The organism is Peptoniphilus raoultii (genome assembly GCF_900099555.1).
Classification (GTDB): Bacteria; Bacillota; Clostridia; order Tissierellales; family Peptoniphilaceae; genus Peptoniphilus_A; species Peptoniphilus_A raoultii.
The window spans coordinates 900,579-927,197 of the sequence record NZ_FMWM01000002.1; the positions used below are offsets into that span (position 1 = coordinate 900,579).

General features: G+C 31.6%; 22 protein-coding genes and 1 other annotated feature. All 22 genes read left to right on the forward strand.

All coding sequences use genetic code 11. The features are described 5' to 3' along the window. Window positions 1–46: 46 nt before the first annotated feature. Window positions 47–252, forward strand: a binding site (T-box leader). Between the two features lie 31 nt (window positions 253–283). Then, window positions 284–2,923: a valine--tRNA ligase gene (locus BQ4446_RS04345; protein WP_071026948.1), complete on the forward strand. Its 2,640-nt coding sequence runs from the start codon at window positions 284–286 to the stop codon at window positions 2,921–2,923. Next, window positions 2,920–4,197: a bifunctional folylpolyglutamate synthase/dihydrofolate synthase gene (locus tag BQ4446_RS04350; protein WP_071026950.1), complete on the forward strand. Its 1,278-nt coding sequence runs from the start codon at window positions 2,920–2,922 to the stop codon at window positions 4,195–4,197. Before BQ4446_RS04345 ends, BQ4446_RS04350 begins: the two co-directional genes overlap by 4 nt. A 12-nt stretch (window positions 4,198–4,209) precedes the next feature. Then, the gene (locus BQ4446_RS04355; protein ID WP_071026952.1) at window positions 4,210–6,228 is read left to right on the forward strand and encodes a hypothetical protein; all 2,019 of its coding nucleotides are present in this window, start codon (window positions 4,210–4,212) and stop codon (window positions 6,226–6,228) included. After that, on the forward strand, window positions 6,225–7,085 hold the full coding sequence (locus tag BQ4446_RS04360; protein WP_071026954.1) for an ATP-grasp domain-containing protein: 861 nt from the start codon (window positions 6,225–6,227) through the stop codon (window positions 7,083–7,085). Before BQ4446_RS04355 ends, BQ4446_RS04360 begins: the two co-directional genes overlap by 4 nt. Beyond that, window positions 7,078–8,382 carry a bifunctional folylpolyglutamate synthase/dihydrofolate synthase gene (locus BQ4446_RS04365; RefSeq protein WP_071026956.1) on the forward strand — a complete coding sequence of 435 codons (1,305 nt, stop codon included), beginning with the start codon at window positions 7,078–7,080 and terminating at the stop codon, window positions 8,380–8,382. Before BQ4446_RS04360 ends, BQ4446_RS04365 begins: the two co-directional genes overlap by 8 nt. 1 nt (window position 8,383) lies before the next feature. Continuing rightward, window positions 8,384–9,673 carry a dihydroorotase gene (locus tag BQ4446_RS04370; RefSeq protein WP_071026958.1) on the forward strand — a complete coding sequence of 430 codons (1,290 nt, stop codon included), beginning with the start codon at window positions 8,384–8,386 and terminating at the stop codon, window positions 9,671–9,673. A 60-nt stretch (window positions 9,674–9,733) separates the two neighbouring features. After that, window positions 9,734–11,488, forward strand: coding sequence for a DUF4153 domain-containing protein (locus BQ4446_RS04375; RefSeq protein WP_071026960.1), 1,755 nt, complete (start codon window positions 9,734–9,736; stop codon window positions 11,486–11,488). A gap of 1 nt (window position 11,489) precedes the next feature. After that, entirely contained in the window at window positions 11,490–11,930 is a 441-nt protein-coding gene (locus tag BQ4446_RS04380) for a hypothetical protein (RefSeq protein WP_071026962.1), read from the forward strand. A 169-nt stretch (window positions 11,931–12,099) separates the two neighbouring features. Continuing rightward, a complete protein-coding gene (locus tag BQ4446_RS04385) occupies window positions 12,100–14,025 on the forward strand; it encodes a DNA methyltransferase (RefSeq protein ID WP_071026964.1) in 1,926 nt (641 codons plus the stop codon). After that, entirely contained in the window at window positions 14,025–16,649 is a 2,625-nt protein-coding gene (locus BQ4446_RS04390) for a DEAD/DEAH box helicase family protein (protein WP_071026966.1), read from the forward strand. The genes BQ4446_RS04385 and BQ4446_RS04390 overlap by 1 nt, the downstream gene beginning before the upstream one ends. A gap of 160 nt (window positions 16,650–16,809) precedes the next feature. Continuing rightward, entirely contained in the window at window positions 16,810–17,046 is a 237-nt protein-coding gene (gene acpP, locus BQ4446_RS04395) for an acyl carrier protein (protein ID WP_071026968.1), read from the forward strand. Then, on the forward strand, window positions 17,021–17,464 hold the full coding sequence (locus BQ4446_RS04400; RefSeq protein ID WP_245149665.1) for an acetyl-CoA carboxylase biotin carboxyl carrier protein: 444 nt from the start codon (window positions 17,021–17,023) through the stop codon (window positions 17,462–17,464). Before acpP ends, BQ4446_RS04400 begins: the two co-directional genes overlap by 26 nt. Further along, window positions 17,458–18,852: an acetyl-CoA carboxylase biotin carboxylase subunit gene (locus tag BQ4446_RS04405; protein ID WP_071026970.1), complete on the forward strand. Its 1,395-nt coding sequence runs from the start codon at window positions 17,458–17,460 to the stop codon at window positions 18,850–18,852. Before BQ4446_RS04400 ends, BQ4446_RS04405 begins: the two co-directional genes overlap by 7 nt. Then, window positions 18,824–19,666 carry an acetyl-CoA carboxylase carboxyltransferase subunit beta gene (locus BQ4446_RS04410; protein ID WP_071026972.1) on the forward strand — a complete coding sequence of 281 codons (843 nt, stop codon included), beginning with the start codon at window positions 18,824–18,826 and terminating at the stop codon, window positions 19,664–19,666. The genes BQ4446_RS04405 and BQ4446_RS04410 overlap by 29 nt, the downstream gene beginning before the upstream one ends. Window position 19,667: 1 nt before the next feature. Beyond that, window positions 19,668–20,558, forward strand: a complete 891-nt coding sequence (locus BQ4446_RS04415) for a carboxyl transferase domain-containing protein (protein WP_071026974.1) — start codon at window positions 19,668–19,670, stop codon at window positions 20,556–20,558. Further along, on the forward strand, window positions 20,549–21,454 hold the full coding sequence (locus tag BQ4446_RS04420) for a beta-ketoacyl-ACP synthase 3 (RefSeq protein WP_071026976.1): 906 nt from the start codon (window positions 20,549–20,551) through the stop codon (window positions 21,452–21,454). The genes BQ4446_RS04415 and BQ4446_RS04420 overlap by 10 nt, the downstream gene beginning before the upstream one ends. After that, window positions 21,441–22,373 (forward strand): NAD(P)H-dependent flavin oxidoreductase, encoded by a 933-nt coding sequence (locus BQ4446_RS04425; RefSeq protein WP_071026977.1) that lies wholly within the window; start codon window positions 21,441–21,443, stop codon window positions 22,371–22,373. The genes BQ4446_RS04420 and BQ4446_RS04425 overlap by 14 nt, the downstream gene beginning before the upstream one ends. Beyond that, complete coding sequence (locus BQ4446_RS04430) at window positions 22,357–23,367, forward strand: NAD(P)H-dependent flavin oxidoreductase (protein ID WP_071026979.1); 1,011 nt, start codon at window positions 22,357–22,359, stop codon at window positions 23,365–23,367. The genes BQ4446_RS04425 and BQ4446_RS04430 overlap by 17 nt, the downstream gene beginning before the upstream one ends. Next, on the forward strand, window positions 23,367–24,272 hold the full coding sequence (locus tag BQ4446_RS04435; protein WP_071026981.1) for an ACP S-malonyltransferase: 906 nt from the start codon (window positions 23,367–23,369) through the stop codon (window positions 24,270–24,272). The genes BQ4446_RS04430 and BQ4446_RS04435 overlap by 1 nt, the downstream gene beginning before the upstream one ends. Beyond that, window positions 24,269–24,979 carry a 3-oxoacyl-ACP reductase FabG gene (fabG, locus tag BQ4446_RS04440; RefSeq protein WP_071026982.1) on the forward strand — a complete coding sequence of 237 codons (711 nt, stop codon included), beginning with the start codon at window positions 24,269–24,271 and terminating at the stop codon, window positions 24,977–24,979. The genes BQ4446_RS04435 and fabG overlap by 4 nt, the downstream gene beginning before the upstream one ends. Further along, entirely contained in the window at window positions 24,976–26,181 is a 1,206-nt protein-coding gene (gene fabF / locus BQ4446_RS04445) for a beta-ketoacyl-ACP synthase II (protein WP_071026984.1), read from the forward strand. The genes fabG and fabF overlap by 4 nt, the downstream gene beginning before the upstream one ends. Next, the gene (gene fabZ / locus BQ4446_RS04450; protein ID WP_071026986.1) at window positions 26,181–26,606 is read left to right on the forward strand and encodes a 3-hydroxyacyl-ACP dehydratase FabZ; all 426 of its coding nucleotides are present in this window, start codon (window positions 26,181–26,183) and stop codon (window positions 26,604–26,606) included. Before fabF ends, fabZ begins: the two co-directional genes overlap by 1 nt. Window positions 26,607–26,619: the final 13 nt, after the last annotated feature.

The window sequence follows — 26,619 nt, forward strand, 5'->3', positions numbered from 1 at the left end:
TTATATTTGACAAAAATAACATTTATAAATATAATTAATGTAGTTTAATAAGGCTATAAAAAAGAGGAGTAGTTTTTAATAATTTTTAGAGAGAAACTGGCAGCTGAAAAGTTTTATTTATTAATTACCAAGGTAGCTTTTTTGCCTTCCAAATGAAAAAAGTAGTTTGGAACGATTTATTTCGTTAAAAATATTGAGAGTTTATTTTTTATAAATAAAAATTAAGGTGGTACCGCGTCTTTCGTCCTTAGGATGAAAGACTTTTTTTATTGAAAGGAGAAATATGAAAGAGTTAGATAAGGTATATGATCCTAAAAAATTTGAAGAGGAAATTTATGATTTTTGGATGAAGAATAATTACTTTGTGGCGGAAGTGGACAAAAATAAGAAGGCTTATTCAATTGTTATGCCGCCGCCAAATGTTACGGGAAATCTTCATATGGGCCATGCTTTAAATGGCACAATTCAAGATATTTTAATTCGCACTAAGAGAATGGAAGGTTTTAGTACCCTTTGGCTTCCAGGAACTGACCACGCATCAATTTCAACTGAAGCAAAAATAGTTGCAAAATTAAAAGATGAAGGCAAGGAAAAGGAAGACATTGGTAGGGAAGAATTTTTGAAAGAAGCTTGGGCATGGACTGAAAAATATGGTGGAAATATTAAAAAGCAGTTCAGAAAACTTGGAGCATCTTGTGATTGGTCAAGGGATAGATTTACCTTAGACGAAATGCTTTCAAAGGCTGTTGGAGAAGTATTTATTAGGCTTTATGAAAAGGGACTTATTTATAGGGGATCAAGAATTATAAATTGGTGCCCAACTTGCAAGACTTCAATTTCAGATGCAGAAGTTGATCATGAAGAACATGACGGCGAAATATGGTATTTTTTATATCCCTTTGAAGATGGAGATGGGGGCATAGAAATTGCCACAACAAGGCCTGAAACTATTCCTGGCGACTTGGCAATTGCTGTTAATCCCAATGATGAAAGATATAAGGATATTGTTGGCAGAAATGTAAAAATTCCTGTTATGGGCAATAAATTAATTCCAATTATCTCTGATGAATATGTTGACATGGAATTTGGTTCAGGAGCCGTAAAAATCACTCCATCCCATGACCCCAACGACTTTGAAGTTGGTGCAAGACATAATTTAGGACAATTAAAAATTATGACCGATGACGGTCATTTAAATGAAAATGCTGGAACCTATGCCGGCATGGAAAGATATGAGGCTAGAAAAAAGATTATTAAAGATTTTGAAGACAAGGGATTTTTTATCGGCAAAAAAGCTCACCACAATGCAGTAGGTCACTGCTCAAGATGTAAGACTGTTATTGAACCCTTAATTTCAAAACAATGGTTTGTTGAAATGGCCCCTCTAGCAAAACCTGCTCTTGAAGCTTATAGAAATGGAGAACTTAATATTGTGCCTGATAGATTTGGAAAAATTTACGAAAACTGGCTTGAAAATATTAGGGATTGGAATATTTCTAGGCAGCTTTGGTGGGGCCACAGACTTCCAGTCTGGTATGATGAAAATGGGGACTATGTTGTTTCACTTGATGATCCAAATGGCAAAGAAGAATATGGGGGAAGAAAATTTGTCCAAGATGAAGATACTCTTGACACATGGTTTTCATCTGCCCTTTGGCCATTTTCAACTATGGGCTGGCCAGATGATACAGAAGACCTAAATTATTTCTTCCCAACAGATGTTCTAGTAACGGGCTATGATATTATATTTTTCTGGGTAATCAGAATGGTATTTTCATCTCTTGAACAAACGGATAAGCTTCCATTCAAAGACGTTTTATTAAATGGTCTTGTTAGGGATGGAGAAGGAAGAAAGATGTCAAAGAGTCTTGGAAATGGAATTGATCCCCTTGAAATAATTGATAAGTATGGGGCAGATGCTTTAAGATTTACTCTTGTTACAGGAAACACACCAGGAAATGATATGAGATTTTATATTAAGAGAGTCGAATCTTCGAGGAATTTTGCAAACAAATTATGGAATGCATCAAGATTTTTACTTATGAATTTAAGTGAAGATATTCTTGACTCAAATTTTGATATTGAAAAATTGTCAGATGAAGATAAGTGGATAATTACAAAAACTCAAAAGACCATAAAATCTATAAGTGAAAAAATTGACAAGTATGAAATTGGAATGGCGGCTGCAGATATTTACGATTTTATTTGGTCAGATTTCTGCGACTGGTATATTGAAATGGTTAAACCAATTTTATATTCAACAAATGATAAGTCTAACACCATGAAAGTTTTATTATATGTTCTTGAAAATATTTTAAAACTTCTTCATCCCTTTATGCCTTTTATTACAGAAGAAATTTGGCAAAGTCTTCCTGGAAGGAAAAGTCCATTAATTATTGCAAAGTGGCCTGAAGTTAAGGAAGAATTAAATTTTCCTAAGGAGGAAAGTGCCATTGACTATATAGAAAATGCCATTAAAAATATTAGAAACACAAGAAGTCAAATGAATATTGAAAATTCAAGAAAGGCAAATACAATAATTTTTACAAAAGATAAGGATATTGCGGAAATTTTTGAAAAAAATAAGCTACAAATGGAAAACCTTGGTTTTGCAAAATCTCTATCCATTTCATCTGATGAAGGTATAAAAAATAAAGATCAAGTTTCTATTGTCCTTGATAGGGCAGAAATAATCCTTCCCCTTTCAGACTTAATTGACTATGAAAAAGAAAGAGCAAGACTTGAAAAGGAAAAGAAAACTGCCATTTCTGAAATAAAAAGAGCTGAAGGGAAAATTAACAACGAAGGTTTTATTGCCAAAGCACCAGCAAAGCTTGTTGAAGAAGAAAAGGCAAAGATTACCAAATATTCTGACATCTTAAAAAATATAGAAGAAAGATTAAAACAATTAGAAAATAAATGACCTATATAGAAATAATTAAAAATATAGAAGAAAGAGTTGGGAAGTTTAGGTCCTATGGAAATATTAGGATAAAGAAATTTTTGGAAGCCTTTGACAGCCCTGAAAATAATTTTAAAGTCATTCATGTGGCTGGCACAAATGGCAAGGGCTCCACATCCTATTTTTTAAAGGAAATTTTAAAGACAGATTACAAAGTAGGACTTTATACTTCTCCCCACCTCTTTTCCTATAGAGATAGGATTGTGATTAATGACGAAAAAATATCGGAAGAAGATTTTATCGCCATTAGCACAGAAATTTTAAATAAGGAAAAATTAATAATTAAAGACTTTGGCCCTCTTAATAATTTTGAATTTTTGACGGCCATAGCCTTAATTTATTTTGCAAGTAAAAAAATTGACCTTGGAATTTTGGAAGTTGGCATGGGCGGAAGGGCAGACTCTACAAATATTATTGAGCCTAAAAATAAAATTTTATCCCTAATTACATCAATTTCCTATGATCATACAAAATATTTGGGTAATACTTTAGGGGAGATAGCATATCAAAAGGCCGGCATAATCACAGAAAAAGGCCGTATTGTAACCTCTAATGAAAAGCAGGAGATTTTAAAAGTTTTGGAAGATGAGGCCAGAGAAAAATGTGCCAAAATTTACTACACAAAAAATTTGGACCTTGAAATTTTAAAGTCAGATTTAGGGGGAAGTTATTTTTCCTTTAAACTAGACGGCAGAAATTTTTCATGTCAAATTTCCCAGCTTGGACTTTATGAAGTTGAAAATTCTCTTTTAGCACTTTACGGCCTTTATATATTAAATAAGAGGGGGATAATTAATTTATCCTTAGATGAAGCCATTAATAGGATAAGATATGCTAAATTTAGGGGAAGGATGGAAATTGCAAAAAGTGATCCCCTTATAATTTTAGACGGAGCCCATAATTTAGATGGGATGGAAAAACTTTTGAAAAGTCTTAAGAATTTTTCCTTTGGCAGGCTCTATATTATTTCATCCATTTTAGGAGAAAAAGACCACGAAAAAATGATTGGCCTAATGGCAAAGAAAGCTGACAAATTAATTTTTGTATCTCTTGAAGACAAAAAAAATGAAGATTTAGAAATTTTGGAAAGAGAAGGCAGAGAGTTTTCTCAAAATATTTTAAAATTTGAAGGTTTAAAAGAAGCCATGAATTTTGCAAGGGAAGATGCAAAAAAAGAAGACTTAATTTTAATTACAGGCTCCCTTCATCTTTTAGAGGATTTTTATAGGCTATAGGCGGAGGAAATCTTGAAAGAAATAAATAATACTATTCAAAAATTAAATAATTATGAAAAGAATTTTTCAGCCAATAATTATAATGGCAATTATGGAAATGACTATTATATAAAAAAAGGTTCTATACCAATTATGGTTTCCGCACCCCACAGTGTAAATCATTTTAGGCTCTCTGAAATAAAATATGCTGATATGTTTACTGGAGCAATATCACTACTTTTGTATGAATTAACAGACTGTCATTTAATTTTTGCTGGAAGAGAAAATCACACAGACCCAAATTTTTCTAGTGAGGAAGAAAGTTCCTACAAAAGGGTCCTTAAATCTTATTGTCAGGAAAATAATATAAGACTATTAATTGACATTCATGGAATGGCAGAAGACCATGAAAGTGCTATTGAACTTGGAACTATAGACGAAAACGACTCATCTCTTGGTAAAAGTAAATTTATAAAGGACTTTTTTTCTCAAGCTTTTGCCTATTATTTTAAGGGGATTGAAAAGGGCAAGGCAGTTTCAAATAAACATTTTAAGGCTTCAAATGAAAACACAATAACAAATTATATTAGTAGTAATTTAAAAATACCATCCATTCAAACTGAAATAAATTATTCTTACAGAGTTCCTAATAAAGAAAATGAAGAAAATATTAAGGCCCTAATAAAGGCTTATGTCTATATAATTAAAAGTCTTGGAAATTTAGACTGGAACGCCAATAGCTTTAAGGTTTTTAAAAGCCGCCAAGCAAAGGCTCACAAACCCCAGGACCTTGTTTCCGTAAATTTTTCTTTTTTAGAAGAGGGACGAGAAGATGCTCGTGGTCATAATTTTGGACTTTTAAATAGCAATAGGGGCATAGAATTTATACATTTAAAAAACGATGACTCTTTGGCAAGGGATGAAATTTTATTAACCAATAGACTTATATATTTAATCTTTTCAAGAGAGTGGAAAAAGGAAGAGCCTCCAAATGAAAAATCTTTACTTTATGGCAAGCCCATAATTCTTCATATATATGATAACAAGGTCTATGAAATGGGCCTTCCCAAGGTTGAAAAAATTGACTATATCACTTTTTCTGATCTCTTATACGATGATTTAAAAAAACTTTCAAGTAGCCATAAATTTATGGTCTATAATGAATTTCTTGACACAAGAATAAGTATTGATTTTAATAAGGCAAAATATGGTGACAAGGGCAGAGTTTTAAAGGATGGTAAGGCTGCTAAAAAAATAATGATCCCCAGATATTTTAAACTACTTTTAGGCTATATTGACTATCCCATAGGCCTAATAAGAAAAGAAGAATTTGAAATTTTGCTAGATTCTTTAGACGAGGAAAAGAAAGAACTTTTTAAAAAGTATTATAGGAAAATGCAAGGAGAAAATTATTTTGTCTTTGAAAGGGAAAATTTCACTGATAAAGATAAGGATAGTATAGACAAGTTAGCAGAATATCAAAAAGATGAAATTGTTAAAAATAGCTGCCAATTATTAATTGCTCCCATAGAAAAATTTGAGGAAATAAGTTTTAAAAATAAAGTTAAAAAATTTTTAAAGAATAGTGAAAAAAAGATTTTAAATTACTTTGTGGGTTCTAGGACATTTTTACTTAGAAGTAAATGGTCTGTTGAAACAGATGATAGACATGGAATTTTAAGGGTTTCAAAAAATATTATGACCCTTTTAGGCATGGAAGACAATGATCTTGTGGAAATAGGCTTTGGCGAAAATTTAGTGAGAGGAAGACTTTTAAAGTCAGAGTCTTTAAATGACTATACAGTTGAAGTCCCTGCAACAATTAGAAGACAATTGGGACTTAGCTCTATAAATGATATTGTATATTTGAGAAGGGATATGCTTTATAATTTCAAAAGACATTCTATCCAACAGGCAATAACATTTTTAGGCACAGTCTTTACAGTATCACAATTGCCCTACACCAGCCTTATAAAATTTATTATTGTAATAATAATTTTCCCCTTGATGTTGTGGTGGATTTTAAATGAAGAGAGAATAAAAGTAAAATGAAAGAAAAATTAAAAGGGTATTTAATTGCAAAATATACAAATATGATTGGCTCCTATTCTTGCTATAGGCTTTTGGAAGAGGCTAAAAAAATGGGGATTGACCTAAAATTAATAGGAACTTGTGATCTATGTTTTTTTGAAGGGAAGTTTTTTCATAGGGGCGAGCTTTTAGAAAGAAGGGACTTTATAATCAACCGTTATAAATTTGGTCACCTTAAGGATGAACTTTCAAATTTGGCTGCTAGGTCCTATAACGAAATTTCTGCCTTTAATATTTACCTAGATAAATTTAAGCAGCTTGAAAATATTAAGTCTTCTAACTTTAAAAATCCAAAATTTATTTTGGCTACGGCAGATAAAAAATATGAATTTTTAAAAAGATATTTGGGAGAAAAATTTGTTGCTAAGGGCCTTACTGGTTCTGAGGGTGACGAAATTTATCTTATAAAAAATCAAGAGGGCCTTGAAAATATTAATGAAAAATATGGACCTGAAAAAGAATGGGTTTTTGAAGAATTTATTGAGCAGTCTTTTGGAAGAGATTTGAGAATTTATTCTATAAGGGGAAGGGCAGCTGGCTGTATGATGAGAAAGTCAGAAAAAGATTTTAGGGCTAACTTTGCCCTAGGCGGCAAGGTTTCAAATTTTGAAATCACACCTAAGATAAATGACATTTGTAGGGACATATATAAAATAACGGGCATTGACTTTTTGGGAATTGATTTATTATTTGGAAAAGATGACCTATATTTTTGCGAAGTCAATGTTGCAGCAGGAATTATGGGTATGGAAAAGGCGACTGGAGTAAATATAGCAGGGAAAGTTTTAGAAACTATTAGGGAAGATTTTAATGAATAGAAAAGAAGCTGAAGATTATATTTATAAGTCTTATATGAGGGCAGAAAAATTTCAAAAATATGGAGATAGGGATGCAAAAAAAAGACACCCCGAGCTTTCAAAAAAAATTTTAGAAGGTCTATCTTCATATCCAAATATTTGCATAACTGGCTCAAAAGGGAAGGGTAGCGTAGCAAATATGCTTTCACAAATTCTTATGACTAAATTTAAGGTGGGACTTTTCACTAGCCCCCATATTTATAGAATTAATGAAAGATTTAAAATTAATGGAAAGGATATTTCAGAAGAGGATTTTGTAAAAAATATGGAGACGGTTAAAAAATTATTTGATCCTATTATTGAAAATCTTCCAGATGACATCCCACTAAGCCCTATGGCTTTAGAAGCGGCCCTTGCCCTTGTTTATTTTAAGAACCAAAAAACTGACATAAATGTTTTGGAACTTGGCAAGGGGGCAAAGTATGACGATGTAAATAATCCTATTCATGACTATGCAATTATTAATAAAATATTTTTAGAACACACAAGAGAACTGGGATCAAGTTTAGAAGAAATTGCCCATGACAAAAAGGAAATTATAAAAAAAGGGCAAAAGTGCATTTATAGTGCAAGCCAAGCCCTAGAAGTTTTAAAAATTTTAAAAGATAAGGCAAAAGAAGTAGGAGTTCAGCTAAAAATCTATGGCGAAGATTTTTGGGCAGATAGTATAAAATATTCTCTTGATGGCATGACTTTTGACGGATTTATTGGGGAAAAAGTTTTTAGGGACATTAAAATTCCCCTCATTGGGAAACACCAAGTGGAAAATGCCCTTTTGGCTTTGGCAGCTGCCTATGATATTTTTGGGGATTTTGATTTAGACCTTGTCAAAAAAAATTTAAGAAATTTATCTTATCCTGCAAGATTTGAAATTATTTCAAAAGATCCCCTTATAATTTTAGATGCCTGCATAAATGGAAAATCTTGCCCAGAACTTAAAAAATCTTTAAAAGAACTTGGCATAAAGAAAATTACAAGTATTGTGGGTGTTCCTGATGACAAGGATTTTTTGGGAGTTTGCAATCAAATGAAAGATTTGTCTCAAGAAATTATTTTGACAAAAACATCTAATGCTCATTATGTTTTTACATCAAAGCAAAGAGAAATATTAAGAGAAAATAATATTTTTGTAAGAGAAAGCAGGGACATTAAAGAGGCCCTTGAAATGAGTGGGGATTCATATCCCATTCTAATTTTAGGAACAACATCTTTAATTTCTGAGAGCAAAATATATTTTAGAGAAAAAGAGGGGAGATAAAATGCTAATAAAAAATGGAAGGATTATTGATCCTGAAAATAATATAGACGAAATTTGTGACCTGCAAATTAAGGACGGAAAGATTTTTAAAATTGGAAAAATTGAAGATCAAAATGATGAGATTCTTGATGCCAAGGGTCTTATTGTTGCCCCTGGTTTTTGTGATGTCCACGTTCATTTTAGAGATCCCGGTTATACATATAAGGAAGATTTACAGACAGGTTCACTTTCTGCCATAGCCGGCGGTTTTACATCTGTTATCTGTATGGCAAATACAAATCCCATAATGGATGATGGAGAAAAGATAAAAGATTTTTACCAAAGAGCAAAGGACCTTCCCTTAAAGGTCTACACAGTTTCAGCCTTAACAAAAAATTTTAAGGACAGGGAACTTGTAGATATGGAAAAAGTTTTGGAAGCAGGAGCAGTTGGCTTTACTGATGACGGCATCCCCAATAAAAATTCAAACTTGCTTTTAGAGGCTATGAAAAAAACAAAGGAATTAAATTCGATAATAGCCTTTCACGAAGAAGATCCATATTTAATTTCTGAAAATGGAATAAATCACGGAAAAATTTCTGACCACTTTAAAATCTATGGTTCTCCAAGTCTTGCAGAGTCATCTTTTATAGCGAGGGATGTGGAATATGCTCTTTATACTGGCGCAAAAATTGATATTCAACATATTTCAACAAAAAGGGGTGTTGATTTAATTAGATATGGAAAATCAAAAGGGGCAAATATTTTTGCAGAAGTAACTCCCCACCATCTTTCCCTTACAGATGAGGCCCTTTTAAAATATGGTGCAAATGCAAAAATGAACCCGCCTTTGAGAAGTGAGGAAGATAGGCTTAGGGTTTTAGAGGGGATAAAAGACGGGACTTTAGAAATAATTGCAACGGATCATGCACCCCATTCAAAAGAAGAAAAAAGTGGAGAACTTATCAAGGCCCCATCAGGAATTATTGGTCTTGAAACTTCTCTTGGACTTTGTTACAAAAATTTAGTGGAGGAAAAAATAATTGACATAAAAAAATTAATTGAAATTATGTCCTTAAATCCTTGCAGAAAATATAATTTGCCAGGCGGCTCATTAAAAATTGGCGAAAGTGCAGATATAACAATTTTTGATACTAATATGGAATACAGCCTAGATAAATTTTATTCAAAATCCTCCAACACACCATTTATTAACTATCCCTTAAAAGCAAGGACCATCTATACAATTTATAGGGGAAAAATTGTTTACGACCTAAAAAAGTCACAAATTGGTTATAGTTTTAAGGAATAGGGGTAAAACACTTGTTGAATTAATAAAAATAGTATATTATTATTTCAGGAAGGAGATTTTATGAAAATATTTAGAACAATTTATCAAACTTTAAAAAATGTCACAAGTTCTATTAAAAGATTTCCCGTAACTATGATTTCATCACTTTTGGCTAGTTTTTCCATGGCCAAGGCTTTAAATTTTAGATCAATTGATGAAGGACATGTAATTTATTCAAGATATGGGGCTTTATTTATTGCAGGAATTTTTATTTATACAGTAATTGCTTTGGGTCTTGAAGCTTTAATTGGACAAGTGGAAAATAAGGAGGCAAAAAGGGCATATTATTTAAGCACTTTTGTTGCCTACGCCCTTTCACTCCCATTAATGTATGGTCTTTATGAAGTTATTTATTCTAAGGACTTGGGATTTTTTGCCTATGAAAATAAATATATTTATTTTGGCATGCTGGGAGTTTTTATTGTAATGGCTTCTTATATTGCAAAACTTTCCTATCACAAAGACTATGTTTCCTACGTTTCAAAGATAATTGACTCCTTTATAATTGCTAATATATATTCAACTGTGGCCTTCATAGGAATAAGTGCCATAATTTTTGCCCTAAAATCACTTTTTAATATTTATTTTACCGATAATATATATATGAAAATATTTTATTTTCTATTTTTATGCTTTAATGTGGCAATTTTTCTGTCTAACTTTCCAAAGACGAGAGAATCTTTTAATGACAGTCAGTTTTCAAAGGCCACAAGAGTTTTAATGTTATATATTATTTTGCCTTTAATTTTAATTTATTCAGCAATTTTACTGATTTACTTTTTAAAAATTTTAATTATTTGGAAGCTTCCCAAGGGAACCATTGTCAATTTAGTTTTGTGGTTTGCCATCTTCACAGTTTTTTACCAATTTTTTGCCCAAAAGCTGGAAGGAAAAGCCATTTTAAATTTTAGGAGATATTATCCTTATGTTTTAATGCCCCTTCTTGCCATGATGTTCCTATCAATTATTATAAGAATTAGAGAATATGGCTTAACAGAAAATAGGTATTTTGTCATTGCAGGAGGCACATGGGTTTTAATTTCCCAAATTTACTATCTAACCTACAGAAAAAATTCTAATATTTTTATACCAATAATTTTAAGCGGCGTAATTTTAATTTCCTGTTTAGGACCAATTTCATCCTATAGGCTTTCCTTTAAAAATCAAGCAAATAGGTTGGAAAGAGTTTTGACAAAAAATGGAATGCTTGAAAGCGGAAAAATAATTTCAAAGGATGATCTTTCAAAGGAAGATAGGGAAACAATAATTTCAACAATCTCCTACTTGAGAAATAATCACAGAGATAAGTCCTTGGATTATTTTTCCGAAGGTTCTTTGAAGGATTTAGAGCAAATGGAAAGTTCCTTAGGATTTGAACTAGACAACAATTATGAAACTAAGTACAATTTTTATTATTTAGACGAAAATACACTTTTAGATATAGAAGGCTATGAAAAAATGACTGTCATTGATTCTTCGGCAAAAGAAAGTCAAATTTCAAACTACAAAATAAAATTCAACTCTAAGACTATAGAAATTTTTGCCACGGAAGGGGAAGAAAAAACCCTCCTTCAAGAAATTGATTTAAAGGCTCTTGGTGATAAGCTTGAAACCCTTCAAAAGTCAAATGGAACAATAAATCCAGATGACCTTTCAATTACTGGCGACTTTAAGGGCAGCAAATACAAGATAATTTTTAGAAATATTGATATGTATTATATGGAACAATCAGATATCTTTATAAATTTCTATTTCTTATACAATAAAGAGGATTAAAATGTATTATTTAACTTTTGAAAATGAAATATTTTTTGATGGAAATTTAGACATAAGTTTTTTAAAAGACCTTGTAAGGCTTTATCTTGGAAAGGCAGACTTTTTTGAAATAAGATCCCTTGAAGAAGATAAAATTGCAAGAGAATTTATTAAAAATTATGGAGCCTATGATGAAAATGAATCCTTTGAAGAAATTGGTTCAGGAATTATTGATGAGGATTTAAGAGATGGGCTTTTAAATATTTTATTGAAGGATAAACAAACATTAAATTTTTATAAACTAAGTCTTTTTAGGGAAAATATTTTAATTATGGAAATTTTAAATTATGGAGAAGAAGTTTCCATTTATAATTTAAACGAGAAAGAAGTAGTAAATCTTGCAAATGAACTTGAAAGTCTTTATGGTTTAAAAGAAATTAATATTTCAAAAACTGATGATTAAAAAATTAATAATTATTTTTTTTGAGGGCTGTCTTAATAAATTGAGCTTTAGTGAAATTTATGTAAGGCTGTCCTCTTTTGTTTAATTTGGTTTTATTTTAAAAATAAATTATAATAGTTTTTATACAGTAATAATAAATAAAGTAATAAAAAATTATGGAGTAGTATAAATGAAAGAAAATATTTTTGAAAAAGTTGCTAAATTATTAAAAAGTCAAGAAAAATACATATCAGAAGATGGGGAGCTTTTAAAGGCAAAAGTTTATTCAGATATTATGACAATGGATAAAGATTTGATAAGGCTTTTATTATCAGATGAAGAGATTAAAGATACATTTTTTGTAAGAGTGGAAGATACCCTTGTTTTTGACAAGCAAAAATTTGCTTGGCTAATTGATTCAAAAGAGTTTCTCCCTGATTCCTATACCGCTTATACAAATAAAATAGGACTTACAAGCGGTGGAGATTTTATTTCAAGTAAAAATGACATTGTTTTAGATTTTCCATACAAAGACTGTGTGCTTCAAGGAGGACAAGACAAGGATGACCAAAAAAGAGAAGAGATTTTTTACAATGAAATCTTAGCATCAGATGAAATAAGAAGAATGCTAGACCCAAAAGTCTTCACAAATGCAAAAAGATATAAAAAAGACGGATTTGAAGAAAATATAACTTTTAATGAAGATGATAATTTAATTATAAAGGGAAATAATTTAATCGCCTTAACAAGCATTCTTAAAAGGTATGAGAGCAAAGTTAAGTGCATCTATATCGATCCTCCCTATAATACAGGTAGCGACTCTTTTAATTATAACGACTCTTTCAACCACTCTAGCTGGCTTACATTTATGAAAAACAGACTTGAAATTGCAAAAAAATTACTAAAAGATGATGGAGTAATTTTTGTGCAATGTGATGATAACGAACAAGCATATTTAAAGGTGTTAATGGATGAAGTTTTTGGAAATAGTCAATTTATTGAAACTATAACAGTTGTAAATAATCCTAGAGGCAGAGATTATGGTGGAATTGCAAATATGCATGAGTTCATACATGTATATTCAAAATTAAGGGAAAATATTAATTTATATAAAATTGCTAATCCTGAAAAAATCTTTCCTTTTGAAGATAGCGTAAGTGGTTATGAAGTTAGAGAACTTAGAAATAGAAATACAGCTTTTCATATAGGAAATAGGCCTAATTTATGTTATCCATTTTATATAAACCCTAATCAAGAAGTAGATAACGGATTTCTAAAATTATCACTTGTTCCAAAAGAAGGATATATAGAAGTAATGCCAGCAAAATCAATGGGGATTCAAACTGTATGGAGATGGGGAAAAGAAAAATCAGAAGAAAATTTAAATATTAATATAGTTGGTAAAGCTATGAAAGAAAATGATAGATATATGATAGTAGAAAAATATCGTGATAATACTCAAATGTCAAGATCTGTGTGGTGGGATAAAGAAGTAAATTCAGAAAGAGGAACGGTTCATCTTAGAGAACTATTTGGGAAAAAAGTATTTAACTTCCCAAAACCAGAGGAACTTTTAAAGAGAATTATTCAAATAGGAACAAAAGAAGGTGATCTAATCCTAGATTATCATGTAGGCAGTGGTACAACAGCAGCTGTTGCCCACAAGATGGGTCGCAGTTATATTGGTATTGAACAAATGGACTACATTAAGGATATTACAGTTGAAAGACTTAAAAAAGTTCTTGACGGCGAACAAGGTGGCATTTCAAAATCTGTTAACTGGCAAGGTGGCGGTTCTTTTGTTTACTGTGAGCTAAAAGAAAATGCTAATGAACTTATAAAGCTTATTCAAAATGCAAATGAAATCACGATAGAAGATATAAAAACAAAAATTTACAAGGACGACCGTATAATACCTTATGTCATGACACAAGAGCTTGAAGAAGTGGATAGTGATTTTGAAAACTTATCACTTGAAGATAAGAAAAAAGCTCTTATTAAATTAATCGATAAAAATAAACTCTATGTAAATTATTCAGACATTGATAATGAAGATTACAAGATAAGTGAAGATGAAAAGAAATTTACAAGGTCTTTTTATGAGGTGCATGATTAATGGATAAGTTTTTGTATGAGGATTTAGATTCTATAAATAAATTTGGTCTTTTAAAAGATTTGCCAGAATTTATAGAAAAAGCTTTAGCTGATAAGATTGTTTTAAGAGAATATCAAAAAGATGCTTTAAAATATTTTATAACTTATCTAGAAAATGATGAACTTTCAAAAAACAAGCAAATACACACGCTTTTTCACATGGCAACGGGATCTGGTAAAACTGTCATAATGGCGGGTCTTATCCTATATTTATATATAAGAGGATACAAAAATTTTCTATTTTTTGTAAATCAAACAAATATTTTAGAAAAAACGAAAGAAAACTTTTTAAATAATCTTTCCGGCAAATATTTATTTAAGGACCTTATAGAGTATTTAGGCGAAAAAGTAAAGATTAATGAAGTGGATAACTTTATGGGCTTAGACAAATCTTCAAATGATATTAATATTTACTTTACAACAACTCAAAAGCTCCACATGGATTTAGTTACGCCTAAAGAGAACTCCATAAGTTATAGAGATTTTGAAGACAAAAAGATAGTATTTATTTCTGATGAGTCCCACCATGTTAATTCAAATACTAAAAAATTAACAAAAGATGAAGAGGCAGATAAAAATTCTTGGGAGTATTCTGTTATGAGTGCTTTTGCAAGAAATAAAGATCACATTATGCTTGAATTTACGGCGACGGCGGATCTTAAAGATAAGAATGTAAAAGCAAAGTATATGGATAAGATTATTTACAATTATCCCCTACTTAATTTCCGTAAAAGTGGTTACACAAAAGACTTTCAAAACTTTGCTACTAACTCTAACTTGTGGGAAAGAGCCTTAATGGCTATTATCATGAGCGAATATAGGAAATATCTTTTTAGTGATGCTCATGTAAATATAAAGCCTGTCGTATTATTTAAATCGCAAAAAATTAAGGAATCGGAAAGTTTTTATGACGAGTTTTTTAAAAAAATAAAGAATTTAACTATAGGTGATATTAATAAGTTATATAATTCAGAAATTAAAGAATTAGATGATGCACTTGATTATTTTAAAGTAAAAGATTCTTCATTTATGCTTTTAATTAACTCTCTTAAAGACAGCTTTTCAGAAGAAAAAGCCATTATTATGAATGGAGCAAGCGATAATACAAAAGATCAGCAACTTCAAATAAATTCACTTGAAGATAAGGATAATCCAATCCGTTTTATATTTGCAGTAGATATGCTTAATGAAGGTTGGGATGTTTTAAATTTATTTGATATTGTTAGGCTTTATGATACACGTCAAGGTTCTGGTAAGGCGGGTAAAATTGGGTCTTACACTATAAAAGAAGCACAGCTTATTGGTCGTGGTGCTAGATATTGCCCATTCAAAGTTGAAGAAACTCAGGAAAAGTATAAAAGAAAGTATGATTTTGATTTAGATAATCCTAATAGAATACTTGAAACTATGTATTTTCATTCAAGAGATGATTCACGATATATTGCAGAATTAAGAGCAGCATTAATTGAAACGGGCATGGAAGATAAGGAGCCTGTAAAATTAACTTATGAACTTAAAGATTCTTTTAAAGAGTCTGATATCTATAAAAAGGGATATGTATTTTCTAACAAAAGAGTTTTAAAAGACAGGTCAAACGTTAGAGAACTTGAAGGAAGCAAAAAAAACACTCTGCATTCTTATACTGTAAGAGATGCTAAAGGTCATATTAATATTTTGTTTGGGGATGATGAAAATTTTTTAGCATCTGAAAAAGATATATTCACAAAAAGCATTAAGTTTAAGGATATTGATTATAATATTTTGCTAGGTGCAGCAGAAAGTTATAGCGAACTAAAATTTTCTGTTCTTAAGGAAAAATATCCCCATCTTAAAAGTATGAGGGAATTTTTAACAAGTGATAAATTTCTTGGAGAAAACACATTAGAAGTTTCATACAGTAGCAAAAAAATAAATGGGAAAGATATTTTTAATGGACTTATCCGTGCTTTTAATAATATTTCATCATATATTTTAAGCTTAAAACCTGAATATGAAGGCTCAAAAACTTTTTATCCTAAAAAATTATCTGAAGTTATAAAAAATAAGTCTATTTATATATCAAGTGTAGATGAAAATGGTGGTCTTGGTAAATCTCAAAATGATAACCCAAATAAGAATTATCAACTAAGTTTATTTTATATGGATTGGTATGTTTTTAACGATAATTATGGTACGAGCGAAGAAAAACTTTTTATACAATATTTTAACAGAGAAATAAAACCAAAACTTGAAGAAAGAGGTCTTAAATTTTTTCTTGTAAGAAATGAAAGAATACCAGATCTCGCCATATATTCCTTTGCAGATGGAGAAAGATTTGAACCTGACTTTTTACTTTTTGTTGAAAAAGAAAAAATAGATAAAAATTCGAGTTTTCAAGTTTATATAGAACCTAAAGGGGAGCACTTACTAGAAAAAGATGAGTGGAAAGAAAAGTTTTTGTTAGAGATAGAAGAAAAGCATGAAATTAAAAATACAACAATAACTGCAAATAAGGACTATATTATTTTAGGATTACCTTTATTTAATGAAAAAGAAAGAAAAAACATATTTGATAAAAATATTGTCAAGTGGATAGAAAGTGTTTAGATACTTTGTTTTGAAATTTACAGCTTAAAAATTTTAAGCTGTATTTTTTTGCCTCTTTTTAAAATTAATAGATTGTAATTTTTAAAAAGTATTGACATAGTTAAAAAAACTATGTAAACTATTCAATGAAATTAAAACATGAAATTAAAGGAGAAGAAAAATGACATTTGAAAAAATTAAAGATATTATTGTAGAAAATTTAGGTGTGAGCCCAGAAGAAGTTAAGTTGGAAGCAAGCCTTGCAGATGATTTGGGAGCTGATTCTCTTGATGCAGTTGAAATTTCCATGGCTGTGGAAGAAGAATTTAGTATTTCTATTCCTGATGAAGAATTAGAAAAATTTAAAAGTGTTAAAGATCTTGTAGATTTTGTTGAAAAAGAAAAAGACAATGACTGATTTTGAAAGTATTTTTGATAAATTTGTAAATTCAAATCTTGGAAAAATTAAATTTAAAAATAAGGATTTTGAAGTGGAAATGGAAAAGGCCTTTGCTCAAAATGGGGAAAGTTTTTTTGAAAGTTCAATTTCCCAAAATGAAGGATTTGAAAAAATTACTAGGGAAGAAAAAAGTAATTTTGAAGAAATTAAATCGCCAATTGTAGGCATAATTTATTTTGCATCTTCACCTGACGAAGCTAATTTTGTAGCGGCAGGCTCAAGGGTTAAAAAGGGAGATGTGCTTTGTATTTTAGAGGCAATGAAAGTTTTTAATGAACTTAAGGCTCCCTTTGACGGCTTCATTAGAAAAATTAATTTTAAAAATGAAGACCTTGTTGGCGAGGGTGATGTGATTTTTGAGATGGAAAAATGTTAAAGAGAATTTTAATTGCAAATAGGGGAGAAATTGCCCTAAGAATTTTAAGGTCTGCTAGGGAACTGGGAATAGAAACTGTTGCAGTTTTTTCTGAGGCGGATAGGGAATCTCTTGACGTTAAATTTGCGGATAGGGCAGTTTGCATAGGAAGAGCTCCTGCCCAAAAATCTTATTTAAATATAGACAAATTAATAACTGTTGCCAGGGCCTTAAATTGTGACGGAGTCCATCCAGGCTATGGCTTTTTATCTGAATCCTATGAATTTGCCCTTGCCCTTGAAGGGGAAGGCATAAAATTTATTGGCCCTGATCCTGAAACAATAAAAAATATGGGCAATAAGTCCTATGCTATAGCAAGTGTAAAAAAATTAAAAGTTCCAACTGTGCCAGGTTCTGACGGAAATGTAAAAAATGTGGACGAGGCCCTAAAAATTGCAGAAAAAATTGGTTACCCCGTTTTATTAAAGGCTGCAGTTGGTGGCGGTGGCAAGGGGATTAGAAAAGTTTCTTCAAGGGAAGAAATGCAAAACCTTTTTAAAATTGTTAAGCTCGAAGCTGGGTCATCTTTTAAGGATGATTCTATTTATTTGGAAAAATTCATTGAAAATCCAAGGCATATTGAAGTTCAAATTTTGGCAGATGACTTTGGAAATGTAATCGCCCTTCCAGAAAGAAACTGTTCAATTCAAAGAGAAAATCAAAAGATGATTGAAGAATCACCAGCCCCTAACATTTCAAATGAACTTGGGGAAAAATTAAAAAAAGCTGCCATAAATGCTGCCAAGGCCTGTAAGTATAAAAATGCAGGGACTGTTGAATTTTTAGTAGATAGGGACGAAAATTTTTATTTTATTGAAATGAACACAAGAATTCAGGTTGAGCATCCCGTAAGTGAAATGGTCACAGGTATTGACCTTATAAAAGAGCAGTTAAAAATTGCAGCTGGTCTTAAATTAAAAATAAAAAATGAGGACATAAAAATTCATGGTCATGCCATTGAAGCGAGAATAATTGCCAAAGATCCCTTTAATAATTTTAAGGCTTCAAGTGGAAGTCTTGAATTTTTTCACGGGCCTTCTGGCATGGACACAAGATTTGACTCTGATCTATATCAAGGTTTAAATATTAGTCCCTTTTATGATTCTATGATTGGGAAATTAATTGTAATGGATAAAACCAGGTCCCTTGCTATAAAAAAACTTAGGAGAGCCTTAGAGGAACTTGTCATTACGGGAGTTCAAACTAATTTATGGTATGTTTACACAATTTGCTATATTTATGAATTTTTAAGGGGAAATTACACCACCAATTTTCTTTTTGAAAATGAAAAAGAAATATTAAAAATAATGGGAGAATTTCATGACAAATATTTGGAAAGACAGGACTAGGCTTTTAAAGGATATTAGGGAGGGGAGAAACCTTTCTAAAATAAAGGCCAAATATAAAAAATTAAAAAAATGTCCAGCTTGTGGAAGGCATATAGGAATTGAAGAGCTTTGCAAAAATTCTTATATCTGCTCCTGTGGTCATTATTTTCCTATGCCTGCCAAAAAGAGGTTAGATAATATTTTAGATTCAGAATATGAAATTATAGAAAAGGAAATGCCCTTTGAAAATCCTTTGGACTTTCCTGATTATGACAGAAAATTTTTAAAGGCCCATATGGAAACTGGCTTAAATGAGGCCCTAATTATTGCAAGAGGAAAAATTGAAGGTCATAGCTGTATAATTTTTGTTATGGAAAGTGAGTTTTTTATGGGGTCTATGGGAAAGAACACAGGAAGATTAATAAAAAGTGCAATTGAACTTTCCGGGGAAGAAAAACTACCTCTCATTTCCTTTGCTGTAAGCGGAGGAGCCAGAATGCAGGAAGGAATTTTTTCCCTTATGCAAATGGCAAACACAGTAAATTCTCTTTATAAATTTTTAAAAGATGGCCTTTATATATCAATTTTAACAAATCCAACAATGGGCGGAGTTTCTGCTTCTTTTGCAAGTTTAGGTGACATTATTCTCGCAGAAAAGGGAGCAAGAATTGGTTTTTCAGGACCAAGGGTCATTGAAAAGACTTTAAATGTAACTTTGCCTAAAAATTTTCAAAGTCCTAAGGAAGTTTTGGATTTTGGATTTTTAGATGATATTCTTGAAAGAAATAATTTCAGACCCTATTTAGCTAGGCTTTTGGATTTTTATGAGGTTTAAGATGAGTATTAAGGATATTTACACAAGTTTTTATAATAAACTTGAAGCTGGAAGAATTGACATGGAAGACTACAGGGAATATGCCTTTGACAAAATAAAAAAGCATGAACTGACAAGTCTTGATAAATTATTTTTGGCTCGTGAAAAAAATAGGCCTAAGGCTAGAGATTTTTTAAATGGTCTTTTAGATGAAAAAATAATCTTTAAGGGTGATAGAAAGGGAGGAGAAGACCCCTCGGTTATTGCCGGAATTGGAAAAATCAAGGACCTAAAAATTTCTTTTGTGGCAATAGATAAGGGAAATTCTCTAGAGGAAAAAATTGAAAGAAATTTCGGCATGGTTAGTCCAGAGGGTTTTAGAAAGGCCATAAGAATTTTTAAGCAGGCGGAAAAATTCAAGACGCCTATTTTAACAATTATTGATACTCCAGGGGCCTATCCAGGAGTGGAAGCTGAAAGAAATGGTCAGTCTAATGCCATTGCCTCTTCACTTTTAACAATGTCTGGTCTAAAAGTTCCGGTAATTTCAATAATAACATCTGAAGGATATTCAGGTGGTGCTCTTTCTCTTTCCCTTTGTGATTATTTAATTATGCTTGAAAATTCAGTTTTTTCAATCTTATCGCCAGAAGGTTTTGGGTCAATTATTTTTAGGGACGCAAGCAAAATAAAAGAAGCTGCTAAACTTTTAAAATTTACTGCCCAAGATATGCTTAAAAATGGAATTTGCAATGAAATTATTGGCGAAAAAATTGATCCTCTCTATTTAAATTTTGACAGGGTTTATAGGGACTTAAGAAAATCCCTTCTTAAAAATTTTAAGGACCTAAAAAAATTAGATGAGGAAGAACTTTTAAAAAAAAGGCATAGGAGGTATGACTTGTGGGGCTAATTATAAAAAAAGCTGCCAAGTTAAAAATGGATAAATTTTATGACAATTTTTATTTTGAAAAAATGTTAGACACTTCAAATGAATGGATTGTTAAAAGGACGGGCATTGAAAAAAGATTTTTTTCTGAAAAACCCTTGAGCCAAATGGCAGAGGAGGCAGCAGAAAATTTAAAGCTCACAGATGAAGAAAAGAAAAAAATTAGACTTTTAATTGTTTCAACTGTTGGCGGAGATTTTATTGTCCCGTCACTTGCGGCCATCCTTCAAGGTAGGCTTGGTCTTGAAAAGGAAATTTTGGCCTTTGACCTAAATATTGCATGCACAGGTTTTGTGGGAGGAACAATTTTGGCAGAGTCTTACTTAAGGGCTGGCGAATATGCTCTGGTTATTGGAGCAGAAAAATTATCAAACTTTACTAATTTTAAGGACAGGACAACAGCAATAATTTTTGCAGACGGCGCTGGAGCTTGCCTCTATGAAAAAAGCAAGGAAAAATTTTATAAGGATCTTGGCACAATTTCCGATGAAAAATTTTTGACCCTAAAAAGTGATGAGGGCTACTTAAAAATGGAAGGCAGAGAAGTTTTTCGCTTTGCTACAAGCGTCATGCCAAAATCTATAGAAAAAGTTTTAAAGAGGGCAGACCAAAAAATTGATCTTTTTATTTTGCATCAGGCAAATGAAAGAATCATAAATTTTATTGAGAAAAAAATACCAGGAAATTATTATTCAAATATAAAAAATTACGCCAACACATCATCGGCTTCAATTGCCATGGCTCTTGCTGATTTATATGAAAAAGATAGCCTAAGGGGAAAGAATATTTTACTTGCTGGTTTTGGTGGCGGTTTAACATATGGGACATGTATAGTTAGGGGAGAAAATGAGATTAGATAAAATTTTAAATATAAAATATCCCTTTATCCAAGGGGGAATGGCAAATATTTCTAAGGGGAAATTTGCTTCAGATGTTTCAAATGCAGGAGGTCTAGGATTAATAGGAACTGGCGGCATGGATGCAGAAGACCTTAAAAAAGAGATTGCCATTGCAAAAGAAAATACTGATAAATTATTTGGGGTTAATTTATTGCTCTTAAATCCAGAAATAGATAGATTAGTAGACCTGGTAATTTCTGAAGACATTAAATTTATAACAACAGGAGCAGGAAATCCTGGCAAATTTATGAAAAGATTTAAGGAAAGAGGAATAATTGTATTTCCCATAGTTTCAAACACAAGTCTTGCCATTAGAATGGAAAGACTGGGAGCTGACGGAATTATAGTGGAAGGAGAAGAAGCCGCAGGCCACATTGGCGAGCTTTCAACAATGGTTCTCTTGCCAGAAGTTGCAACAAAAGTAAAAATCCCTGTGATTGCAGCAGGAGGAATTGCAAGTGGCAGACAAATTTTTGCAGCTGAAGTTTTGGGAGCATCTGGCATACAGTTTGGAACTTCCATGCTTTTTACAGAAGAGTGTCCCATTCACGAAAATTATAAAAATAGGTTATTACAAGCCAAGTCTTCAAATGTAACTGTAATTGGGACTACAAATGGTTACAGGACAAGGGTTTTGAAAAATAAAATGGCAAGAAAATATTTGAACCTAGAAAGGGAAGAAGGAAATAAACTTGAACTTGAAAAGCTAACTTTAGGAGCCTTAAAAAAGGCCGTTTTTAATGGCGATATGGAAGAGGGTTCAATAATGGCAGGCGAAGTTGTTGGAACTCTTGATAAAATTTATAAAATTGAAGAACTTTTTCAAAAATTTTATGGAGATTATGAAAGGATAAAAAAATCCTATGAAAAGTCTGAATAATTTAAAATTTCCCCTTATCCAAGGGGGGATGGGCGTTGGAATTTCTCTCTCCCATTTGGCAGGTGAAGTTGCAAAATGCGGCTGCATGGGAACTATTTCTGCAGCGGATATAGGATTTAGAAAAAAAGATTTCTTTAAAAATTCAAAAAAAAATAATTATGAAGAATTAAAAGCAGAAATTGAAAGAGCAAAGAAAATTTCAGAGGGTGAGGGCCTTGTTGCCATAAATATTATGTATGCAAGTGAAGATTATGAGGGATTAGTTAAAAAATCTGCAGAATTTGGCATTGATGCCATAGTTTCAGGAGCAGGTCTTCCCTTAAATTTAGCAGAACTGACTAAGGATTATAATCTTTTAATTGCCCCCGTTGTTTCAGGGCTAAGGGCCTTAAAAATAATTTTGAAAAGATGGGCAAAAGTTAATAGGTTGCCAGATTTTATTGTGATTGAAGGGCCTCTAGCTGGTGGCCATTTAGGTTTTAAAGATCCCCTAAATTCTGAAAGTCTACTTGAAATTACAAGAGAAATAAAAATTTATTTAGACCAAAATTCTTTAGACATAAAAATTTTTTCAGCAGGAGGAATAAGGACAAAAAAAGAATTTGAAGATTTAAAAGAAATGGGAGCCTATGGCATTCAAGTTGCAACTCCTTTTATTGCCAGCTATGAATGTGACGGGTCAGATGAATTTAAAAATACAATAATTTCAGCATCTGATAGGGATTTAGAAATAATTAATTCACCTGTTGGTATGCCAGCAAGGGCAGTTAGAAATAGGTTTTTAAATGATATTGATAAGAAAAAAATAAGGCCAAGAAATTTCCCTTGCATAAAATGTATAAGGACTTGCGATGGAAAAACAATGAAATACTGCATTACAGAATATTTAATTAAATCTGCAAGAGGACAGTCGGGTCTTGTATTTAGCGGCGGAAAAATTGACGGCATAAATAAAATAAGAAGCGTTAAAGAAATAATAGGAGATTATTTTTAATGATAGGAATACTTTTTGCAGGTCAAGGGTCACAAAGAAAAAATATGGGCCTTGACTTTTATGAAAATTTAAGGGAAGCAAAGGAATTTATTGATTCTTTAGAAGACAGGGACGAAATTTTAAAAATTTTTAATATGGAAGAGGAAGAGCTGACAAGGACAAAAAATACTCAGCTTGGTTTAATTGCCCTAGAAACAATGATCTCGCACCTTCTTTGCAACCTAGATATAAAAGCTGCAGCCGGCCTTTCCATTGGTGAATATGCAGCCCTTGAAAGGTCAGGTGTTTTAAGCCTTGAAGATACCTTTAAAATTGCAAAATATAGGGGCCAAAGGATGGAAGAAATTTCTCAAAAGTTTTCTACAGATATGTATGCCCTTATGACAGATGATGAAAAAAAAGTGAGAAAAATTTTAGAATCTTTAAATGAAAAAGCTGAATTTGCAGAGGTTTCAAATATTAACACCAAGGGCCAAATAGTAGTTTCAGGTTCAAAAAATGTTTTGGATAAGGCCCTTATAGAATTTAAAGATCAAAAAATAAAAGCCATTAAATTAAAAGTTTCTGGGCCCTTTCACACTTCCTATATGAAGACTGTGGAAAATGACTTAAGGGAATATTTTAAGGATATCGACTTTAAAGACCCGAAAAATAATTTGTATTTAAATCTATCAGGCAGAAAATTTAAGGAAGAAGATTTAAAAGAGATTATGGCAAGGCAGGTTTCCCATACTGTCAATTTTAAGGAAATTATTGAAAATATGATTCTTGATGGTGTTAACACCTTTATAGAAATTGGTTTTGGAAATGTCCTTACAAAATTTGTCAAAAAAATAGATAAGTCTGTAAAAACATTGTCAGTTTATGATTTGGATTCTTACAAAAAATTAAAGGAGAATTTATGAAAAGTGTATTAATAAGTGGAGCAACGGGAAAAATTGGTCTTGCAATTGCAAGAGCCTTTAAAAAAGAGGGCTATGGTTTGGCTCTAGTCTATAGAAGTGAAAATAAACTTTCTAACTTAGATGAATTTAAGGATGACGAAAATGTAATTTTTTTAAGAGGAGATCTTAAAAATTTTGAAGAATGTCAAAAGGTTGTGGACGCTGCCCTTGAAAAATTTGGTAAAATTGATGTCTTAGTAAATAACGCAGGAATGACAAAGGATAAATTGCTTTTGAGAATGAAAGTAGAAGATTTTAAGGATGTTATAGAAACAAATTTATATTCAGTTTTTTATATGTCAAAACTTGTATTAAAAAGTATGCTAAAAAATAAATATGGAAAGATTATAAATATTGCATCTATTTCAGGAATTGTTGGCAATCCGGGACAGTGTAATTATTCTGTATCAAAGGCTGGGGTTATTGCCTTTACAAAATCTCTTTCCAAGGAAGTGGCAAGAAAAAATATAAATGTTAATGCTCTTGCACCAGGTTTTATTGAAAGTGATATGACAAAAAATCTTTCAAAAGATGAAATCGTAAAATCCTTACCAGTGGGAAAATTGGGAAGCGCAGAAGATGTTGCAAATGCCGTTTTATTTTTAGGATCAGATAAGGCTTCTTATATTCACGGCAAGGAAATTATTGTTGATGGAGGAGCTATATGAGAAGAGTAGTAGTTACAGGAATGGGGGCAGTTTCTCCAATAGGAAATAGTCTTGATGAAATCACAAAATCTTTAAAAAATGGGACCTGCGGCATAAAAGAAATAAAATCTTTTGACAATTCAAAATCCCAAGTTAAATTTGCAGGGGAAATTGACCTAAAGCTAGAAGAATATTTTTCAAAAAAAGAAATGAGAAGACTTGATAGGATAAATGCCTTTGGAATTTTAGCAGGAAGATTTGCTTTTGAAGATTCAAAACTTTCAAGGGAAGAAATTTTAGAAGCTGGAATAATTATAGGCTCAGGAATTGGCGGACTTCATACAATTGAAGAAGAGGCGGAAAAGGCAAATCAAAGGGGTTATGAAAAAATTTCTCCCTTTTTTATACCAAAGGCAATTGCAAATATGACATGTGCCCACATTGCAATTGATTTAGGAATTCACGGATATTCATCATGTTCTGTTACAGCCTGTGCTTCATCTTTAAATGCAGTTTTAGATGGTTATAGACATATTAAAGACGGATATAATGATTTAGTATTTGTTGGCGGAGCAGAAGCTGCCATAAATAGACTTGGAATTTTTGGTTTTGAATCAATGAAGGCCCTTTCAAGGGCAGATGAAATTTCTAGGGCATCTATACCCTTTGACAGAGAAAGAGATGGATTTGTTATGGGAGAAGGAGCAGCAGTATTAGTTTTGGAAGAATATGAAAGAGCAAAAAATAGGGGTGCAAAAATTTATGGAGAAATAGTTGGAGCTGAATCGGCAATTGATGCCTACCACATAACTGCCCCTATTGAATCGGGAATTTACGCTAAAAAAGCTATGGAAAAGGCCATAAAAGAAGCAAGGATAACTCCTGATCAAATTGATTATATAAATGCCCACGGAACATCCACAAATTTAAATGATAAAATAGAAGCAAAAATTTATAAGGAGCTTTTTAAAGACCCAACAGTTTCATCAACAAAATCCATGACTGGCCACCTTTTGGGATCAAGTGGAGCTATGGAAACAATCATATCAATTTTAGCCTTAAATAATAATTTTATCCCTCCAACAATTAATTATAGGGAAAAAGATCCTGAATGTGATTTAAAAATAAATGGGGAAGCCATTGACAAAAAAATCACCTATATCATGACAAATTCTCTTGGATTTGGAGGGCATAATGTTTCAGTAATAATAAAGGAGCTTTAATGGAATACGGAATAAATGAAATTTTAAAAATTCTTCCCCATAAATATCCCTTTTTAATGGTGGATAAAATAATTGATGGGGAAGAGGGCAAGTGGGCCCTTGGAATTAAAAATTTAACAATAAATGAAGAATTTTTTCATGGACACTTTCAAGGAAGGCCAATAATGCCTGCGGTTTTAATATTAGAGGCCATGGCCCAAACAGGAGCCATAGCAATTTTAGCAAAAGAGCCAAAAAAACTGGCAGTATTTACAAGCTTAAAAAATGCAAAATTTAAAAAAATGCTAGTGCCTGGAGATAGGCTAGAAATAAAAACAGAAATGATAGATAAAAAATTAAATGTAGGCTTTGCTAAGTCACAAGTAAAAGTCGACGGAAAACTTGCGGCAACAGCAGAATTTTCCTTCGCAATAATTGACAAATAAAAATCCACCCTTG

Coding starts and splice junctions, on each gene's coding strand:
- BQ4446_RS04425 (WP_071026977.1), top strand. CDS start 21,441: ATGAGATTAGATAAAATTTTAAATATAAAATATCCCTTTATCCAAGGG.
- BQ4446_RS04435 (WP_071026981.1), top strand. CDS start 23,367: ATGATAGGAATACTTTTTGCAGGTCAAGGGTCACAAAGAAAAAATATG.
- fabF (WP_071026984.1), top strand. CDS start 24,976: ATGAGAAGAGTAGTAGTTACAGGAATGGGGGCAGTTTCTCCAATAGGA.
- BQ4446_RS04380 (WP_071026962.1), top strand. CDS start 11,490: ATGTATTATTTAACTTTTGAAAATGAAATATTTTTTGATGGAAATTTA.
- fabG (WP_071026982.1), top strand. CDS start 24,269: ATGAAAAGTGTATTAATAAGTGGAGCAACGGGAAAAATTGGTCTTGCA.
- BQ4446_RS04415 (WP_071026974.1), top strand. CDS start 19,668: ATGAGTATTAAGGATATTTACACAAGTTTTTATAATAAACTTGAAGCT.
- fabZ (WP_071026986.1), top strand. CDS start 26,181: ATGGAATACGGAATAAATGAAATTTTAAAAATTCTTCCCCATAAATAT.
- BQ4446_RS04375 (WP_071026960.1), top strand. CDS start 9,734: ATGAAAATATTTAGAACAATTTATCAAACTTTAAAAAATGTCACAAGT.
- BQ4446_RS04410 (WP_071026972.1), top strand. CDS start 18,824: ATGACAAATATTTGGAAAGACAGGACTAGGCTTTTAAAGGATATTAGG.
- BQ4446_RS04430 (WP_071026979.1), top strand. CDS start 22,357: ATGAAAAGTCTGAATAATTTAAAATTTCCCCTTATCCAAGGGGGGATG.
- BQ4446_RS04350 (WP_071026950.1), top strand. CDS start 2,920: ATGACCTATATAGAAATAATTAAAAATATAGAAGAAAGAGTTGGGAAG.
- BQ4446_RS04370 (WP_071026958.1), top strand. CDS start 8,384: ATGCTAATAAAAAATGGAAGGATTATTGATCCTGAAAATAATATAGAC.
- BQ4446_RS04345 (WP_071026948.1), top strand. CDS start 284: ATGAAAGAGTTAGATAAGGTATATGATCCTAAAAAATTTGAAGAGGAA.
- BQ4446_RS04385 (WP_071026964.1), top strand. CDS start 12,100: ATGAAAGAAAATATTTTTGAAAAAGTTGCTAAATTATTAAAAAGTCAA.
- BQ4446_RS04405 (WP_071026970.1), top strand. CDS start 17,458: ATGTTAAAGAGAATTTTAATTGCAAATAGGGGAGAAATTGCCCTAAGA.
- acpP (WP_071026968.1), top strand. CDS start 16,810: ATGACATTTGAAAAAATTAAAGATATTATTGTAGAAAATTTAGGTGTG.
- BQ4446_RS04390 (WP_071026966.1), top strand. CDS start 14,025: ATGGATAAGTTTTTGTATGAGGATTTAGATTCTATAAATAAATTTGGT.
- BQ4446_RS04360 (WP_071026954.1), top strand. CDS start 6,225: ATGAAAGAAAAATTAAAAGGGTATTTAATTGCAAAATATACAAATATG.
- BQ4446_RS04365 (WP_071026956.1), top strand. CDS start 7,078: ATGAATAGAAAAGAAGCTGAAGATTATATTTATAAGTCTTATATGAGG.